Source organism: uncultured Blautia sp., assembly GCF_902497045.1.
GTDB lineage: Bacteria > Bacillota > Clostridia > Lachnospirales > Lachnospiraceae > Blautia_A.
The window spans coordinates 1-19,481 of the sequence record NZ_CABVDF010000031.1 but is presented as its reverse complement, the minus strand read 5'-3'; the positions used below and the strand labels follow the sequence as shown (position 1 = coordinate 19,481).

The window sequence follows — 19,481 nt, the reverse complement described above, 5'->3', positions numbered from 1 at the left end:
TTGTATCTTCTTTTAGGGCTTCTGTCAATGCCTAATTTCAATTTTTTTATTTTTCGTTATTTTTGGCTTTTAATCCCCTATACGGTGATCATTCCCAGGGCCTCCATTACGGCAAAGATCAGAATTGCCACCAGACATACCGGAGCAATATATTTGATCATAATAGAGTAAAACTTTTTCATCTTAAATCTGCCGTTGACCTCTACCTCTTCAATAAGCGTCTTTGGCTTGATCACAAATCCTACAAAGATACAGGTACCGATAGCAGCGATCGGCATCAGCACGCTGTTGCTGGTAAAGTCAAAGAAATCCAGAAGGCTCATTCCAAGAGGCTTGATAAAGCTCCAGATTCCAAATCCCAGAGAAACCGGGATTCCCAGTGCAAGAAGCCATGCATAGACAACTCCGCAGGCTTTTTTTCTGCTGAATTTAAACTTATCTACCACGATAGAAACCAGAGTCTCTGTCAGTGAAATAGAAGAAGTCAATGCCGCAAACAATACCAGCAGGAAGAAAACTGCCCCTACCAGTGTACCGAATTTCATATTGTCAAATACTTTTGGCAATGTAATAAACATCAGACTCGGACCTTTTCCAAGAGCCTCTTCACTTCCGCCGGAAAAAGCAAATACAGCCGGAATGATCATAAGACCAGCCATAAAAGCAATTCCTGTATCAAAAATCTCAATCTGACGGACAGATTTCTCCAGATTTGTCTCTTTTTTCATATAAGAACCATAGGTGATCATAATTCCCATGGCAAGAGACATAGAATAAAACAACTGTCCCATAGCTGCCATAACAGTAGTTGCACTGAATCTTGAAAAGTCTGGAAGAAGGTAATAACGAAGACCTTCCATTGCTCCCGGCTGCATCAGGCTGAATACAGAAATAAAAACAGTCATCACTACAAGGACCGGCATCATGAACTTACTTGCCTTCTCAATGCCGCCTTCCACTCCAAGAAGCACTGCTACCATTCCAACTGTTACATAAATAACAAAGAAAATAACCGGAGCTGCCGGCTGTGCAATGTAGCCTGTAAAAAATTCATCTGCAGCTGCACTGGATACCTGACCGGTAAGAAACACTACCAGATATTTCAGTACCCATCCGCCGATCACGCAGTAATAAGGTGTGATCAGAAACGGGATTACACTGGACAGATAACCCAAAAACTTAAATCTTTTATCAAGCGCCGGATATGCGCCTACTGCGCTTAGTCTTGTCTTTCGTCCAAGTGCGATTTCTGTGACCATCAGGGCAAATCCAAAGGTAACCGCAAGTATCAAGTAGATCAGCAGGAAAATTCCGCCTCCGTGTTTTGCCGCAAGATACGGAAACCTCCATAAGTTACCCAGACCCACTGCCGAGCCTGCAGCTGCCAGGACAAATCCCAGCTTGTCAGTAAAACTTCCTCTCTTTTTTTCCATTGTCTTTCCTCTCTCCTGAAAATATATGCTTTTCTAGCATACCGCATCCTACAGAGAAATGCAATGAAATCATTGAGATTTATTTGTTACTGTTCACACAGAACTATCGCTGCTGTGAACAGTAACATTATTTAATCTGATACAGATCCACATTTCCCAGAGTCCTGACAAATACTGCTTCTGCATGTTCATCATAATTCTGACGGATATATTCAACCGTCAGATCTATGTTGTCATCGATCAGATAAACCTTTTCATTTCCTATCATATCTTTGTACGGATTTACGATTCCGTGCTCTTTCATTTCTTTTATAACTCCCGGAGTACGACACTCCCATCCTCCGAACCAGTAAAGATTATCCAGGAGATTCTCCGACATTCGGTCAAAAGGTCCATAGCAGACAATTTCTGACACTGTACCGCTTTTCGCCAGATATACATGATCTTTATCTGTTCCGATGGTTTCCAGGACCGCTCTCTGACTTACCCGGGCTTTAGGGATTTCTGCAGTAACAGTCCTGTAATCCTTATGCCAGAAACTCTGGCTGGCGAGGATTCCTATTATACACAAAAGCACCCCCCCATATTTGGAAATTTCGGTCCTGTCTCTCAGCGATTCCCCCAGGATCCACAACATGGTTAGGCATACGCTGAACCACAGCCCCACATCTACCCTGTTCACCATATATCTGCCCTGAAAATATAAGTAAAAATAGAATCCCTTTAAAATCAGCATTTCTATAAGAAATGAAATAATGCCTGCCGCATTCTTTTTCCCTAAGACCATCCACAATCCAAAGATCAGCAATGCTACATAAGCAGCTGTCAGCTTTCCTGCATCTCCCGGAAATCTTTTTATAAAACGAAGTATCTGAGACCCGGAAACATTTCTTTCCGGTTTCTGCTTTACCAGCTTTTCCATAACTTCTGCAGTAAATTTTTCCGGGTCATTAAAGTTCCATGTTTTATACAGCTGCAGCGCTTCTTCACTGATCCCCAGTTCTTTATAAAGCGCCCTGTTTGTATCATAGTCCGGAAATCCGTAATCCAGAAGCCTGGATCTCATACGGTTAAACTCCTGATACTCCTGCCACTGAGGGCTCCTGTACATAAAGGCATCTGCTCTGTCTGCTGCAAAAACCGCCAGAAGCAGACACCCGAAAGCTCCCACACATATTCCTAATCTTCTTCCGGATTTTTCAGGAAAGTGTGCTTTCAATGTCAGAAGAAAATAAACACCAATTCCTGCCATCAGCGCCGAACTTGCAAAAAACTGGTCTTCCCGATACATAAAACCAAAAATCCCCAGCAGGATCCCCACAAGAAATTCCCAAATACAGAATTTCTCAGAAGTGACCACATGAAATAAAAGAAAGACCGCTGCCGCTGCTGCAATTCCGGCAGTCTTGGTAAACTGGATATGAATATAACTCTCATATCCAAATACACAGAGCAGAACTACAGACAGATACAGGCCGGAATATCCTTCCAGCCTGTTTATAAGCACATAAGTCACTGCACTGAAAGCCGCCAGCAATACAGCATACTGAACTATCGTATACCATGGCAGTCTTCCTGTAATCTCATATAAAATCCGATAGATGATTCCAAGAAAATAATTCTGGAAGATAAGGTGAGGAGTTTTCACACCTCTCAGTCCACTTCCAAATTCTGCAAAGACAATATCATCATTTGTCTCAAAGGACGGACGCATAATCAGAACAAGCACCGCCATAGCCAGTACATTTAAACCAATAGCGGCAGCTGTTTTCTCTCTTCTGTTTTTAAATCCTGCTGAAAAGTGCATTGACTTATCCCCTGTTCTTACTTATTCAGATAATTATAAACGGTCCTGGAAATATTCCGTATTCTCGGAACCGCATAACCTTCATTTCCAGTAGAAGAAAAAACACAGATAATGTAGTCTGTCTTTTTGCCGTAAACAATTGCCATATCATGCTGCACACTGGAAGTCTCTCCTGTTTTATTTGCAACACGGACTCCTGCCGGAACTCCTGCCGGTATCTTCCATCTGCGAGTCTGTCTCAGCAAAAGATTCTTCATTTCTCTGGAATATTTCGATGAAACACAGGTTCCTTTGTAAATACGTTCCAAAAGCACCCCGCAGTCTTTTGCGGAAGCGATATTTCTTTGTCCGTCACTTGTAAATGCTGAAGCAGATGGATGAAGACTGCTGTGACAACCGGTCTTTGTATAACCATTTTTCTTAAGATACTGGTTTACTGTCTTTGTGCCGCTGACAAAACTTCTTGATCTGCTGTTATATCTTACCAGCTGATTATAAGCCTCATTATCACTTACCGTGATCATACTGTTAAGAAGACTTTTTATAGTGGAATTATATCTGAGTTTTCCCCGTTTAATCTGATCAAACGTAGACGCCATAACAAAGGCTTTTATGGTACTTGCCGGATACATGGCTGTGTCGTTTATATTGATCACTGCCCCGTTCTCCAGATTCTTCACATACACAGACCAGGAACCGCTGTACCCCTTCACCATACTGCCAAGCTTCTTTTTCAGCCCGTTCAGAGTCATGTCTGCCTCTGTACATCTCCGCCCGTTGCAGTCTACCCAGGTTCCGTCCGGAAGCTTTCTGCTTCTCGCTATCGTTCCATTGGACAAAAGATAGTATCCGGATCTCCAGCAGTTTTCATATCGTCTTCCATAAGAGGACAGTAGATATTTCTGACCGTTTATTACTTTCCATCCGGCTTTTCTGTACAGGCGTCCATTTGTATCTCCAAAATAATATGTTCCCTTAAAAGTTCTTCCTGCAATCTTTTTATCCAGCTTATGAAACTGTTTTTTTTTGCACAGACAGCCTTTGCTGTCAAACATATAGTATCCGGATTTCAGTCTTTTCCCCTTTGGAACCTTAATATATTGAAATCCTGTGACTCTTTTTCCGTTTTTGTCTTTCAGCCACCAGTTATATCCTGTATCAATGATATAGCGGCCGCTTCTTCCTTCCAAACGGATCTTTGTCTTCTTTTTTGGCGCTGCAGATACTTCTATTGCCGAAGGCATAACTGTGGCTGTCCCTGCTGTCAGTACAAATGCAAGCACTATAAGGAGCATGCTCCTTATAAGCCTGCCCCTTCTGTTTTTTCTGTCATGCTTTTTCTCTCTCATTTCCCTCTTCCCCCTGTTTTACTCTGTTTCTTTTCCTTCTGCTGCCGATCCATCCTCCTCTGTCTCTTCCTTTGCTGGCTCAGACTCTTCTGACGATACTTCTTCCACTGGCTCCGGTTTCTCTGACGGTACTTCCTCTTCCGTCTCCGGCGCTTCTGACAATGTCTCTTCTGCTGCTGGCTCCGTTTTTTCTGACAGTACTTCCTCTGCTGCTTCCGGCTCCAGTTGCTCCGCAGTCATCTCTGCAACTACTGCTCCTGCCTGTTCTTCCTGTTCTTTCGTAGTGCAGGCTGCTCCGCAATGAGGACAAAAAGCCATTTCTGCTTCTACCGTAATGCCGCAGGAAGGGCACACCTTCTTTTCTTTTACTCCGGCAATAGCCTCTTTATACTGACTGATCCTGTCCATGCGCTGTTCAATCTGCTCGCAGAGACGTCTTTGCATGTCTTCCAGCGGAACGTCATCCTTATAGCGTCTGTAAATAATCTTTCCCAGCTCTTCCATTATTTTACGGATCTGCTTTTCCTCACCGGAAATCTTGTTTCTCAATTTCTGTTCACTGTAAAAAGATTCTGCCCGTTCCCCAATATCACGCATTGTTTTTGTAAACGCTTCACCAAATTCCTGAAAAAATTCTTTTGCCATAACAGATAACCTTCTTTCTGACCTGATCTACTGTGCAGTTTCCAGAAGCGGAACCTCCTGTCCCCTTAAAAGGATCTTTGGGCCTCCGTTTCCCTCAATATATTCTCTTGTGATCACCACCTGACCGATGCTGTCATCCTTAGGAATTTCATACATAATATCCAGCATGTATTCTTCCAAAATAGCCCTCAGCGCTCTTGCACCTGTCTTTTTCTCCATAGCTTTGGCTGCAATGGCATGAAGAGCGCCTTCATCAAACTCCAGTTTAACCTCATCCAGCGCCAGAAGCTTCTGATACTGCTTCAAAATAGCATTCTTCGGCTCTTTGAGGATTTTTACCAGCATATCCTCGGAAAGTCCCTCCAGGGTAAAAATAATCGGAAGACGTCCGATAAATTCCGGTATCATACCAAAATTGCGGATATCATCTACCGTTACCTTCTCAAGAAGATGCGGATCATCATCATACTTATCTTTCAGATCTGCATAAAAGCCAATAGATGCCTGCTTATTAAGACGTTCTTTTATAATGCTCTCCAGATCCGGGAACGCTCCTCCGCAGATAAAAAGAATATTCCTCGTATTGACAGTTGTAAGAGGAACCATGGCATTTTTACTGTTGGCTCCTACCGGAACCTCCACATCACTTCCCTCCAGCAGTTTCAGCATTCCCTGCTGTACAGCCTCTCCGCTGACGTCTCTCTGGTTTGTGTTTTTCTTCTTTGCAATCTTATCGATCTCGTCAATAAAAATGATTCCATGTTCTGCCTTTTCCACATCATTGTCCGCAGCAGCAAGAAGCTTGGATACCACGCTTTCAATATCATCTCCGATATAGCCTGCCTCCGTCAGTGAAGTTGCATCTGCAATCGCAAGAGGCACGTCCAGAAGCTTGGCAAGGGTCTTTACCAGATACGTCTTTCCGCTACCAGTAGGTCCGATCATCAGCATGTTTGACTTTTCAATATCAATTTCATCCATAGTGTCTGTAGCAACTCTTTTATAATGGTTATAAACCGCAACAGACATTACTTTTTTGGCATGTTCCTGACCAATCACATACTCGTCAAGAGTCGCCTTGATCTTATGGGGAGCCGGAATCTTTTTCAGATCCAGAACAGGTTTCGCTTCTTTTTTCTTTTTGGGCGCTTTTTTCGGCTGGTTCATCTGATTTTGGAAGCTTCCCAGATCGATCATGCTTACTCCCGGCATATTAAAAAGATCACTGTAATTAAAGTTTCCATTGCTCATCTGAGTATTCATCGTATCAAAGCTCTTCTGCATACAGTCAGAGCAGATATGTATATTATTGGGAAGATCGATCATTCTTCCTGCCTGCCGTTCGGATCTCCGGCAAAGAGTGCAGAATTTCTCAGGCTCATGTTTATGATCTTCCTGCTCCTCACGATCTTCCTCTAAAGTCACTTCATCTTCGTATTTATCACTCATATAAACTCCTTTCCGTTCTGTCATGTCATATATTCTATATCTGTCACATTTCTGTGATTTCATGACAATATAAAACGCACAGGCTGATGTTCTTTTCTCAGAATCCCTCAGCCTATGCGTCTATTATATCATAACCTATGCACCTGTAAACTAAAGTTTTTATAAATTGCGCCAGGCGGCAAAACACTTAAATACGGATTTCAGAAATCCTTTCATCCTACCGGGATCCCAGTGTCACTTCTACACTCTGCTCCGTGTATTCTCCGTTGACCGGGCGTGAAATAATCATCTCTACAGTCTCTCCTGCAGCATAATAAGAAAGCTTTTCGATCAGATCTGATCCTCCTGTTACTGTCTGTCCGTCCATTTCCACAATGACATCACCTCTGCGGATTCCTGCATTAGCAGCAGGATCTCCTTCTACTGCCTCAATCACAAAGGCACCTGCCGGCATATCATACATTTCCAGTGCCTCAGCTGTCATATCTCCGGCCTCAAGCCCCAGATATCCGGCTTCTGACTCCTGTACCTTATCTCTGGTCTGACGGTTCATAAGTTTTTCCAGAATAGGCTGGGCGGTAGCCACCGGAATGGCATATCCCATTCCTTCTACTGCATTATCTGCATATTTTGCAGAGTTGATGCCGATCAGCTCTCCATTCATATTCAAAAGCGCACCGCCGCTGTTTCCCGGATTAATCGCTGCATCCGTCTGTATCAGACCTGAAGTTGTCACATCCTCCGTTGCAATGCTTCTGTCAAGAGCACTTACCCATCCGGAAGTAACAGACTGTCCATAGCCCAATGCATTACCAATGGCAACCACCTGCTCTCCTACCTGCAGTCCGTCTGAATCCCCGATCTGTGCAATCTTAATCTCAGAAAGCGTATCCTTCGGGATATCAGATTTTTGTACAGCTACTACTGCCAGATCATTTGGTGCATCTGTTCCTTTGATCTTGGCGCTTACCGCATCCTCTACATTGATATCATCGTGAATTATATTTTGAAGTTCTTTTTCTGCTTCAGCAGTATCATCACCAATAAAGCATACACTTAAAGTAGTCGCGTTTTCTACAACATGATTATTGGTAGCGATCAGAAGCTCATCGTCATTTTCTCCCACAATAATGCCAGATCCGCTGCTTTCACTGGAAAACTGCTGAGTTCCATAGGAACCAAAGGTATACATACCAAAAAAGCTTGGAATCTCCTGAACACTTACAGAAGTGATCGCAACAACTGACGGCATGGCTGCCGCAGCAACCTCTGCCACTGAGCCGGCATTTCCGGAGCCGCCCTCAGCTGACAAAGTCGTTTCTTCTGAAGCTGACACGTCTGTTTTGGATATAGGCTGAACAGTTTCTGTACGCGTTCCTGTTCCCAGGTATCTTTCAGCTGCAAAATTAGAAGCCTGGAACACGGCACTGGCTGTTACTCCAAAAACAACTGCCAGTGCAACAGTTCCCGCAAGCTTTTTACCAGCAGTATGTTTTCTTGTTTTATTTTTTTTCGGGGGTGTATGCTCCGGTTCCGCACTGTTTCGATGCATCTGATAATGATCATAATGCGGAATCGGTTCTGGATGACTTTCTCTTTCGTTCCATCTATTCTGATTCTGCGGAGCATCCTGTCCCCAATTGTTATCATTATCCATGGTTTTGCTCCTCTCCGTTGTCATTTTATTTATGACTCAAGTGTAACAGGGAATTGTGTTCAAAATGTGACAACTCCTTTAAAAAAACGTGTTCACAGGGCGGACCCATTGAAGCATTGTCACTTCCAGTAAGACTTGTTCATGGTACACCAGAGAAGCAGTTTTCGAGGCAGTTTTCTATATCGTTTTCCTGTCAGATATCCAGCATATTTACATCCGCTTTGTAAAATAAAACCTGGTATCAGATACCATTTCCCGGATTTTAAAAGATGTACAGCTGTTTTTTTCACCAGACGGATTCCTTCTCCTTCCGAAGGTACAGAATCAAAGATTTCATGATACTCCGCCTGAGATACGCCCAGGTCAAAATTTCTGTGAAACTGCTGACTGCAGGTATAATTATGGGAATGAACCACCTGTGCATCAGCTGCATAAGCAATCCCAAACCCATTTTGTATCAGTCTGGCTGCATAAATCATGTCTTCATTAAAAATGGTTTTTTCCACAAATCCTCCCAGTTTTTCATAGATGTCTTTTTTATATGCCGCACACACATTTGAGCAGAAAAATGTTTTGATCCCATATACAGACAGATCCTTCTTTGTTTTTACAGAGGATTTTTCCGGATAATTAAATGTTCTTGTATAAGACTCAACAAAACTGCAGGATGGCGCAGGAAGCTGACGGGCATATGCAGCTGCAATATCATCCTGCGCAGTCAGAGCCTTTACCAGATGAGTGATCAGATGAGTATCTGCCGGGGATGCATCCTGAGTCATAAAAATCATGATTTCTCCGTCTGATAATTCAGAAGCTTTTTTTCTGGTACCGCCGTGATCAAACTCTGTTTTTTTTAAATGATAAACTTCCAGTATCGGATGCTCTTTTTCCCATTTTTCCTTCCACAATCCATCCTCCGTATGCATGATAATAATTCTGCTGATCGGATAATCCTGGAGCTCCAGTTGTTCCAGAAGTTTTGTAAACTCTTTTCCGGGACGATATACAGGAATGATCACATCAATTTTTTTAATATCCATTTTATCCCTTTCTTTTAAAAAGGGAATTTCTTTTTTGAAGAAATTCCCTTAAAATAATTCTTTATTATGCCGCTTCCTCTGGTACAACTACGTCGCCGCCGCCGACACTTTCTGCACTGCCGTCGCCGCCTTCTACAGATCCGCCTGCGTCTGTGCTGCCATCGCCGCCTTCTACAGATCCGCCGCTATCGCCTGTTCCCGGATCTGTCCAGTCTCCGCCGCCTGATCCGTCTCCACTTCCATCGCCTGTTCCCGGATCCGTCCAGTCTCCGCCGCCTGATCCGTCTCCGCTTCCGTCACCGGTTCCCGGATCTTCCCAGTCTCCGCTTCCGTCACCAGTTCCCGGATCTTCCCAGTTTCCGCTTCCGTCACCAGTTCCCGGATCTTCCCAGTTTCCACCACCGGAACTGTCTCCGCTTTCTCCACCTGTTCCCGGATCTACATAATCTCCGCTGTTGTCTGACCATCCATTACCATTGTTTTCGAAGATAACAGTATCATTTGTGGTATTTTCTGTTTCCGGAGTAATAACCTGTGTATCCTCCAGGGCACCCAGTCCGCTGACAATCTCCGCAATCTTGGCGCTGATATCCTGGACTGTACTGGAAGGCACATATGCCTCATCACCATAAAGGAATTTGTGAAGTGCCACAACATTAGACACCAGATCTACATCAGAGGTTCCCTCTGCTGTGGGAACGATTACGCTTCCTTTCACATTAGAAAACTTAAATGCTGTCGGGAAACCTACTGTTTCATTCATGCTGTAGCCGATCATAATCGGAAGAAGCTGAAGGATTTCTGTTTTATCTACAGAAGTCTCTACCATAGGGAATACTTCATCCATGATCTTAAAGATTGTAGGAAGTCCTGCTTTCTTCGCCTTCTGGACGATCAGCTGGATCACCTTACGCTGTCTCTCTGTACGTCCCATATCCAGACTTGCTGTATAACGGATACGGCAGTAAGCAGTTACCTGTACGCCATTCAGATGATAACGGTAGTCAATCTTTTCGATATCCTCCGGTCTCTCCGGCAGTTCAATAGGGGTATAATCTTTGCCAATATCTGCTGAGGTTTCTACACAGTAATTGTTCATATGCTCGATCTCTGCATAGGACATGTCAATATCCAGACCGCCAAGAGCATCAACAATAGAAGCCAGAGCATTAAAGTTTACAGTTGCATAATCTGTAATGTTCAGGTCCATATTCCTGTTCAGCATGCTCACTGCTTCTGCCGGACTTTTGGCATAAGCTGCATTGGCTTTCGAATAGGTTTCACCATAAACATTCAAAAGGGTATCTCTGTATACAGAAGCAAGCTTTACATCCTTGGTATCATTATTCACACTTGCAATGATCATCGTATCACTGTTCATACCGCCCGCTGCACTTTTATCTCTGTGGTCAATACCAAACAGAGCGTAAGTAGTAAAACCTGTCAGCTTGGATGTTTCCGCCTCAATAGATTCCTGTACTTCCTGATTCACCTGAATCTGGCTGGTGTCTGCCGCCGGCTGCTGTATCTTGTCCATTTTGGAATTCAGCTGTCCGTAAACATAAAGACCGCCAATAAACAGAAGGAGTACGATAATCTCTACTGCAAACAGTATCTTCTTTGTTTTTGATCTTGGTTTTGCCATCTTCTTTCCCCTTATTCTTTAATATGCATTTTTATTTATGAAACCTTTAAAAATCGTCAGGAACAGGATTTTGATATCAAATCCGATACTCCAGTTTTCAATATAATAAAGGTCACAGTCAATACGTTTTCTGATGGAAGTATCTCCACGATATCCATTTACCTGAGCCCATCCGGTCAATCCCGGACGTACCTGGTGCTTTACCATATATCTGGGAATCTCTTCCCGGAATTTTTCTACAAAGAATGGCCGTTCCGGTCTGGGACCTACCAGGCTCATATCTCCTTTGAGTATGTTAAACAGCTGCGGAAGCTCATCAATGCTTGTCCTTCGCATAAACTTTCCGATTCCTGTTACACGTGGATCATTTTTTACTGTCCATGCTTTCTTTTCTTCCGCCTCCGGCTGGATCTCCATGGAACGGAATTTGTACATCCAGAAGGTTTTATTATGGAGTCCTACCCGCTCCTGTTTGTAGATCAGTGGTCCCGGTGAAGTTATTTTTATCAGTATACACATCAGAGCCATTACCGGAGAGGATACAATGATCGCTGCAATGGAGCCAAAAATATCCATTACACGCTTCACCATAGCATTGAAGGTATTACTTAAAGGCACATACCGGATATTGATCACCGGAAGGCCAAGGATGTCTTCCGTATATGGTTTTGTAGGAATGATTTTATTATAATCCGGAATAAATTTCGTATGCACTCCTGATTTCTCACACATGGAAACGATTTCTTCCAGGCGGTAATACTCACTTAATCCCAGAGTGATCGCTATCTCATCCAGTCTGTTCGTGGGAAGGATTACTGTCAGATTGGCAATCCTGCCTATAACTTTAACACCTTTATATAAGGTTCCTGCCGGAACATTATCGTCAAGAATTCCTCTGACAACATAGCCCCACTGTGGATTTGCTTCAATTCTGTCTATATATTCTTCTGCCGCCCTGCTGTATCCTACCAGTATGATCTGTTTCTGGTTCAGCCCTCTTTTTCGCATATTCTGGAGAAAAAGGAACACTGCCATTCTGGCACACCATTCCAGAACAATATTAACTCCGCAAAAGATATATACCGTCAGACGGGAATAATGCCCTTCTTTCATCATATATAAAAGGAATACAAAAGCAAGCATTCCCAGCACATTTGCTTTAATGATATTAGCCAGCATAAGCCGGCGCCCCTGCATATGCAGCGGCTCATATAAGGTAAATGCCTGATAAAGAAGCATATATCCCGGAACAATAAATACCAGCGCAAGCATATACTGGGAAAAACTCAGTCCTTTTTCTGCGGAATACGCAAATGGTCCCATAAAACGCAGATACCATGCGATTATATAGGAAACTATCAGGATGAATATATCCATCAGCATCATGCGCCGGCTAAAAGTCTTCTGATTATCCTGCATGAATCTATGACACCTCGATCCGTTTCATTGTGTCTCTCTGTAACTGCTGAATAGCTACGTCTATATTATAATACTTGGTTTTTAAAATCAATCATTTCTTACAGATTATTTTATAACAACCGCCGGAATCCCTGTAAAAACGACTTTACGCCGCCAGTCTGCGAAACATATTTATCCATAATTCCCACTGGATCTTACAGTAATTCGGCATGTTTTTAAAAGAAAACGGCACTTTTTTGCCTTTGAAGCTTATAGAAAATCCGTTTTTGATTCCTGCAAGATATTCTTTTCCCATTCCCTTAACCGTGAAAAAAAGAAATTTGATCCCGAATCCGATAATTAAAAAAGGAAGATTCAGTATGATCTGAAGCAGCGGCATGTTCTTGTAGATCAGATAAACATTGTTTCTGGAAGAATATCTGGTCTTGAACTGATTATAGCGTGACCCGCTTGTGCCGCTTCCTACATGATAAACAACTGCTTCCGGAGCATACCAGTTTTCATATCCGCATATCCGCGCCCGATATCCAATATCTGTATCCTCCAGATATGCAAAATGTTCTTCATCAAAATACCCGATCTTTTCAAAAATCTTTTTTCTGTAAATGGCAGCTCCGCCGCAGGCAGCAAATATCTGTTCTTCTTTTTCATAGGCATGGATATCTTTGCCTTTACCTCTTGCAAAAGACCATCCGAGGGCACAATAGTAATTTCCGGCATCATCGATCTTATCTCTGTCGTGATACTGTACCATTCGAGCCGCACAGGAAAAAGCATTTTTATGCCGCCGGATGGCTGCAAGCATCTGCTCCACAAAATCCGCTTCCACCTCTGTATCGTTGTTCAGAAGCAGAACATATGGTGCCTTTGCCGCACGGATTCCCTCATTGACTGCTCTGCAGAAGCCAAAATTTTCTGTAAGCTCTATAATGTGAACCCATGGATAGTTTCCCGCCACAAAAGAGCAGCTTCCGTCTGTAGATCCATTGTCCACAAAAATAACTTCAAAATTTCTTGCAGTCTGCCCTTCCAGACTTCCCAGAACACTGTCCAGAAAAGCAATCCCATTAAAATTCGGTATTACCACCGATACTTCCATATATCCTCCTTATTGCTTCCTGCCCATTCCCGGAAGAGGCCGAAGCGAATAATTCCATTTTGTCAAAGACAGATTCTTATTATAATAAGGATCTCCTTTTTTCAGGATGTCGATCCACTGGCATCGCATATACTCAATTTCTTCCTGAAACCGTCTTACCTTTTCTGTACTGTCCTCCGCCCCTCTTGTTTTTGATTCCATATGATACAGCTGCACATAAGGATCATAAACAATCAGCTTTTCATTTTTTCTTACTTTCAGACAGAGATCAACATCATTAAATGCTACTGCCAGTTTTTCCGTAAAGCCTCCTGCTTCCTCAAAAGCTGTTCTTTTCATCATCATGCATGCTGCTGTTACAGCGCTCATATCCTGAAGAATAGATGCTTTGTGAAGATATCCTGTTCTATTGGCCGGCATATCCACAAACATATGTCCGGCAATCCCTCCAATACCAATAACACAGCCTGCATGCTGGATAGTATTGTCCGGGTAGATCAGTTTCACGCCTACCGCACCAACTTCCGGACGCTGACAGACACCAAGCATTTCCTTGATCCATCCAGGTGTAATGATCTTTACATCATTATTCAGGAAAATAAGATATTCTCCCCTGGCATGACTGACTCCATAATTGTTGATAGCCGAATAGTTAAATTCCTTTTTCCAGCGTAACAGACGGATCCTGGGATCCTGGGACAGTTCCTTATAATATTGAAAGATTTCTTCTGTGGTACTGTTGTTTTCTACTATGATGATCTCATAATTTTCATATTCTGTTTTTTTTCGGATGGATTCAATACAGTCCTTTAATGTTTCTTTTTCATCCTTGTTTGGGATAATGATCGAAACAAGAGGATTTCCCTGAACCGGATATTTTACCCGGAAAAATCCCAGATCCGGCGTATGAGTGACCACGCCTTCTGTATCAGTCCGTTCCAGATGGGCTTCTATCGCTCTTTTTCCGGCATCAAAGGCATACATCTTGCTGGCAGGATTATCTGCTGTAGATGCCTTATGGGTGCGCCAGTGATAAAGGATTTCCGGAATATGTCCTACTCTTCGTGCCGTTTCAACACACCGGAAAATAAAATCATGATCCTGCGCTCCGTCAAATTCCTGACGGAACCCGCCTGCTTTTTTCACAACCGAACGCCTTACTACAAAAAAATGACAGATATAATTATTCGATCTCAAAAGATCCAGATTAAAGTCCGGTTTCAGATGAGGCTGAAAATGCTCATCCAGCTCTGTTGTGACTTTGTCTTCATCTGTATATACAGCATCTAACTCTCTGTCAGCCTCAAGCGCCTTTACCACCTCATAAAGAGCGTTCGGAGCAAGAAGGTCATCATGATCCAGCAGACCCACAAATTCCCCTTCCGCCATTTCAAGAGCCGCATTTGTATTTCCGGCAATTCCTTTATTTTCAGTCAGTTCACTGACACGGATACGGGAATCCTTTTTCATGTATTCTTCCAGGATACCTTTCATAACCGTATCCTCCGGACTGCCGTTTGCAATACAAAGCTCCCAGTTGGAATAAGTCTGTGCCAGAAGAGATTTCATCATCTGTATCAGAAATGTCTCCGGAGTACGAAAAGCCGGAACTGCCACACTGATCAGAGGTTCATAAGTAAAACGATGTTTTCTCTGTTTTTCCAGTTCCGATTCATCCGGAACATAGGCTTCATACCATGGCCCGTAGGGAACCTCTTCCGGTTCAAATCTTTCATGAAGACGGATCCAGAATTCTTTCGGTCCATAATGCCTGAGATAACGAAATCCTTTCTTTATTGTATATGGGTTTAATTTTTTCAGCATACGGTTCCATTGGATCCGTCCTGCTTTTTCTTTTTTATTCATTGTCAAACCTCGGTTTATCGCCTGTTTTTGCGTGTTTTTCCATAGAATCCGGGTTTATTTTATCATTCTGTCCCGAGTTTTGCAAGGCTGAACGTGTGTATCAGTAAACCACCCCTTACAAAAGTATTGAATTACCGTGTAAAATGGGATATGATAAGTTTTGTAAAACTTTAAATCCAGATTCTTTACAGGAGTAAAATTTATGAAAATAAAGAACTTATTCATTGGTCTTCTGGCCCTTGGCACAGTTTTTTCTCTGATCCTCCAGACACCTGTCCGGGCAGCAGAAGCAGCCTCCGGGATCACTACCAATTCTATCTCCGGCTGGCCTCAAGGAAATGACATCACCTCTGCTGCCGCTGTGGTAATGGAAGAATCCACAGATACTGTTATCTATGCCAAAAACATGGATCAGCAGCTTTTTCCCGGAAGTACGGTAAAAGTAATGACCACCCTTCTTGCCCTGGAAAACAGTCAGCTCACTGACCAGGTGACCATGACAGCCACCGGAGTTTCCGGTGTTACAGACGGCGGCGCCAATATTTCTGCACAGCTGGATGAGGTATTCACCATGGAACAGTGCCTGCATGCTATTATGCTGGCCTCTGCCAATGACATTGCGCTTCAGGTTGCTGAACATCTTGGAGGCTCTGTTGAAGGATTTGTCCAGATGATGAACACAAAAGCGGCAGAGCTTGGCTGTACCAATACAATCTTTACCAATCCTACAGGACTTCCTGACGAAAACCAGCATACTACTGCCCACGATATGGCGCTGATCATGCAGGCAGCCATGGAAAATGAAACCTTCCGCACCATTGCAGGTACACTTTCCTATACCATCACTGCCACCAATGTTTCCGGCGGCGACCGTGTACTGACCAACAAATTTGCTATGATCAATGCCGCTGACCCTGCCTATTATCAGTTTTGTATAGGAGGACGTGAAGGATATACCGAAGCATCCGGAAGTACACTGGTCTGCGGTGCAGAAAAAAACGGAGTGACATTGATTGCAGTTGTTCTGCAGGGCGCTTCGGGCACCACAGCTTCTGAAGCAGGGGCGCTTCTCAATTATGGATTTGATAACTTTCAGATGATTTCTCTGGGGGATGCTGATTTTAACATGATCTCCGGTGGAAATGTATATGTTCCCGTCGGGGCAGCCACAGACAGTCTGGTCACCAAAGACGGCGCTGTAGAAAACGGTCAGTATACACGCCAGTATTTCTTTGGAGAGGCTCCGGTTGGAACTGCTGTTATGGCAGCAGTCCAGGAACAGGATACTACACTGATCGATGAAAGCCAGAAGAACCTGAAGGCTGCACAGGATTTCTCCCAGAAGCATACAGAAATCCCTTATTATCTTATTGCCGGCGGCGGACTCCTGGTGATTTTATTCCTGGTCTTTATGATCGTAAAAATTGCAAAGTCATAAAAATCATAAATTTTCTGTAAAACTTTTAAAAATAAATCTTGAAAACAAACTGCTCATACTGTACAATACACTTGATATAGGGGAGTAGTCAGCACTGTCCGGTGCGATTAAGTCAACAGCATGAGCCTCTGGCTCTGGCTTAATCTATACCTTTTTAATTCTGGTATACGACAAGACCTGTGTTCCTTTTTTTCCGGGACACAGGTCTTTTTTACTGGAAATCTGTTGACAGTCAGACAGACAGTCCCGTGAAAATAATTAGGAGGAATCTGTATGGACTTTTTAATTTCCGGCATCACATCTATCACCCCCCAGCAGATCGTCATGTATGTGATCGGAGCCATTCTTATCTGGCTTGCTATCAATAAAGATCTGGAACCGGTACTGCTCCTGCCGCTGGGATTCGGAGCGATCCTTGTAAACCTTCCTGCTTCCGGTGTACTGAATCAGACACTTGAAGGAATCGGAGAAACAAACGGTATCATCGAATGGCTCTTCAATGTAGGAATCGAAGCTTCTGAGGCAATGCCACTTCTTCTGTTCATCGGAATCGGCGCAATGATCGACTTTGGTCCTCTGCTTTCCAATCCGAAGCTGTTCCTGTTCGGAGCTGCCGCTCAGTTTGGTATCTTCGCAGCTATCGTTGTTGCATGCTGCCTTGGTTTCGACTTAAAGGATGCTGCTTCTATCGGTATCATCGGAGCTGCCGACGGCCCGACTTCCATTCTGGTATCTCAGGTCCTTGGCTCCAATTATATCGGACCTATCGCGGTAGTCGCCTATTCGTACATGGCTCTGGTGCCAATCATCCAGCCTATGGTCATCAAGCTGCTCACAACAAAAAAAGAGCGCTGCATCCATATGGAATATAAACCGGCAACTGTTTCCAAAAAAGCAAAGATCATCTTCCCGATCGTGGTTACTTTCATCGCCGGACTGGTTGCACCAATGTCTGTATCTCTGGTAGGCTTCCTGATGTTCGGTAACCTGCTTCGTGAATGCGGTGTTCTGAATAATCTGTCTGATACCGCACAGAATGTTCTGTCTAACCTGGTTTCCCTTCTTCTGGGAATCACCATTGCATTCAGCATGAAAGCCGATACCTTTGTAAATAAGGAAACTCTTCTGATCATGCTCATCGGTCTCTGCGCATTTATCTTCGATACGGCTGCAGGTGTGCTTTTTGCAAAGCTTATGAATCTTTTCTCCAAAGAAAAGATCAATCCTATGATCGGCGCTGCCGGAATCTCCGCATTCCCTATGGCTGCCCGTGTCGTACAGAAAATGGCGCTTAAAGAAGATCCAAGCAATGTTCTCATCATGCAGGCAACAGGAACCAACGTTTCCGGCCAGATTGCTTCTGTTGTTGCCGGCGGCGTTATCCTGAACGTTGTTGCAAGCATTCTCTAATGGAAAGGAGAAATCAGTATGAATACAGAGCTTATCATGCAGGCATTTGAAGTTATGTGGAAAGGGATGCTGAGTATCTTTACTGTTATCGTTATCCTGACTCTTCTGGTGTACCTGATTAACAAATTTCTGAAATAAATATCTGTTTGTGGCAGAAAGCAGAATATGATTTTGTGTTTGTAAATGACATGCAGGAGTGGATTCTTCTGAACCAGAAGAATCCATTCCTGCATTATATTTTCCAGACAGCAAATTTATATTCCGCCTCACAAACCTGCTGTTTTTTATACGAAAAGTCTCTTTGCTGTTCCGCTCACCTTCTTACAGTAGAAAACAAGAAGCTTCCACGCAGCAATTCCAGCAAGAAACAGCAGAACTCCGGTGAGCAGGATAAGTATAAATTCCACCAGGGGATTCAGTGTAAAGGATTCACTTACAAATATACCAATGTTATCTGCGAAGGGCAGTCCAAGATGGAAAATCTGATCGATCAGCTTGATCAGTCCCAGACACGGGCAGATGGCGCCGCAAACTATAAATGTAGGTGCAATCACCCCCAGACAGGGAATCACAACCATTCCTGAAAATCCTACCAGACTGAAAAAAGCGCAAATGATCAGGACTCTGTTCCAGCTGAATCCTTTTTCTTTGGTTATGAGATCTCCAAGATACGCTTTTGCCAGGTCTTTGGGATTTCCCAGTCTTTCCATGATCATTTCATCAGAAACTCCATTGTTCTGCAATTCCTGCATTTCACTTTTTATCTCATTGATAATATCAATCCGTTCTGAAACAGGAACAGGTCTCAGATATTTTTCCATTTTTTCAAGATAATTATCTAATATTTTTTTCATGCCTCTTCTCCTTTTATTTCGTTGATCGCATTCAGTAAATTGTCCCACTCGACAGACATTGCAGCAATGTATTCTTCGCCTTTGTCTGTAAGTGAATAATATTTTCTCGGCGGCAGCCCCTCTGTTCCTTCCTGCCAGGAGGAAGAAATATATTCCTCTTTCAGCAATCGGCGCAGCAGCGGATAAATTGTATTTTCTTTCGCAGCAATAATCGGATATCGATCCAATGTGCTGATAATCTCATAACCATAAGACGGTTGTTTTTTTATCAAAAGCAAAATACAAAATTCAAGTGTTCCTCTTTTTACCTGTGATTTCCAATCGTCAATATTCATCTACTATTCCTCCTTTATATACAGTGTACTACACA

15 protein-coding genes are annotated in these 19,481 nt (G+C 43.2%); 2 read left to right on the top strand and 13 right to left on the bottom strand.

From position 1 onward, the window contains the following. Window positions 1-77: 77 nt before the first annotated feature. The 11 genes from RDS42_RS04255 to RDS42_RS04205 form a co-directional block, all read right to left on the bottom strand. Window positions 78-1,433 carry a sodium-dependent transporter gene (locus tag RDS42_RS04255; protein ID WP_308782538.1) on the bottom strand — a complete coding sequence of 452 codons (1,356 nt, stop codon included), beginning with the start codon at window positions 1,431-1,433 and terminating at the stop codon, window positions 78-80. A gap of 127 nt (window positions 1,434-1,560) precedes the next feature. After that, window positions 1,561-3,240 (bottom strand): hypothetical protein, encoded by a 1,680-nt coding sequence (locus RDS42_RS04250; RefSeq protein WP_308782537.1) that lies wholly within the window; start codon window positions 3,238-3,240, stop codon window positions 1,561-1,563. 17 nt (window positions 3,241-3,257) lie between these two features. After that, the gene (locus tag RDS42_RS04245) at window positions 3,258-4,589 is read right to left on the bottom strand and encodes a serine hydrolase (RefSeq protein ID WP_308782536.1); all 1,332 of its coding nucleotides are present in this window, start codon (window positions 4,587-4,589) and stop codon (window positions 3,258-3,260) included. 18 nt (window positions 4,590-4,607) lie between these two features. Further along, entirely contained in the window at window positions 4,608-5,234 is a 627-nt protein-coding gene (locus RDS42_RS04240; RefSeq protein ID WP_308782535.1) for a zinc-ribbon domain-containing protein, read from the bottom strand. A gap of 27 nt (window positions 5,235-5,261) precedes the next feature. Then, on the bottom strand, window positions 5,262-6,683 hold the full coding sequence (gene clpX / locus RDS42_RS04235; protein WP_308782534.1) for an ATP-dependent Clp protease ATP-binding subunit ClpX: 1,422 nt from the start codon (window positions 6,681-6,683) through the stop codon (window positions 5,262-5,264). 217 nt (window positions 6,684-6,900) lie between these two features. Continuing rightward, on the bottom strand, window positions 6,901-8,340 hold the full coding sequence (locus RDS42_RS04230) for a trypsin-like peptidase domain-containing protein (protein ID WP_308782533.1): 1,440 nt from the start codon (window positions 8,338-8,340) through the stop codon (window positions 6,901-6,903). Between the two features lie 119 nt (window positions 8,341-8,459). Further along, on the bottom strand, window positions 8,460-9,380 hold the full coding sequence (locus RDS42_RS04225) for a glycosyltransferase (RefSeq protein WP_308782532.1): 921 nt from the start codon (window positions 9,378-9,380) through the stop codon (window positions 8,460-8,462). Between the two features lie 64 nt (window positions 9,381-9,444). Continuing rightward, the gene (locus RDS42_RS04220) at window positions 9,445-11,025 is read right to left on the bottom strand and encodes an LCP family protein (protein WP_308782531.1); all 1,581 of its coding nucleotides are present in this window, start codon (window positions 11,023-11,025) and stop codon (window positions 9,445-9,447) included. Between the two features lie 18 nt (window positions 11,026-11,043). After that, window positions 11,044-12,444, bottom strand: a complete 1,401-nt coding sequence (locus RDS42_RS04215; protein ID WP_308782530.1) for an undecaprenyl-phosphate glucose phosphotransferase — start codon at window positions 12,442-12,444, stop codon at window positions 11,044-11,046. A gap of 145 nt (window positions 12,445-12,589) precedes the next feature. Then, window positions 12,590-13,543 (bottom strand): glycosyltransferase family 2 protein, encoded by a 954-nt coding sequence (locus tag RDS42_RS04210; protein ID WP_308782529.1) that lies wholly within the window; start codon window positions 13,541-13,543, stop codon window positions 12,590-12,592. A gap of 9 nt (window positions 13,544-13,552) precedes the next feature. Then, entirely contained in the window at window positions 13,553-15,409 is a 1,857-nt protein-coding gene (locus RDS42_RS04205) for a glycosyltransferase family 2 protein (protein ID WP_308782528.1), read from the bottom strand. A gap of 202 nt (window positions 15,410-15,611) precedes the next feature. On the opposite strand from RDS42_RS04205, the gene RDS42_RS04200 reads away from it, so the two are divergent. Beyond that, window positions 15,612-16,847, top strand: a complete 1,236-nt coding sequence (locus RDS42_RS04200; RefSeq protein WP_308782527.1) for a D-alanyl-D-alanine carboxypeptidase family protein — start codon at window positions 15,612-15,614, stop codon at window positions 16,845-16,847. 273 nt (window positions 16,848-17,120) lie between these two features. Further along, complete coding sequence (locus RDS42_RS04195) at window positions 17,121-18,257, top strand: sodium ion-translocating decarboxylase subunit beta (RefSeq protein WP_308782526.1); 1,137 nt, start codon at window positions 17,121-17,123, stop codon at window positions 18,255-18,257. A gap of 284 nt (window positions 18,258-18,541) precedes the next feature. On the opposite strand, the gene RDS42_RS04185 is transcribed toward RDS42_RS04195, so the two are convergent. Beyond that, window positions 18,542-19,111 (bottom strand): DUF1700 domain-containing protein, encoded by a 570-nt coding sequence (locus RDS42_RS04185; RefSeq protein WP_308782525.1) that lies wholly within the window; start codon window positions 19,109-19,111, stop codon window positions 18,542-18,544. Next, entirely contained in the window at window positions 19,108-19,446 is a 339-nt protein-coding gene (locus tag RDS42_RS04180) for a PadR family transcriptional regulator (protein ID WP_308782524.1), read from the bottom strand. Before RDS42_RS04180 ends, RDS42_RS04185 begins: the two co-directional genes overlap by 4 nt. Between the last annotated feature and the right edge of the window lie 35 nt (window positions 19,447-19,481).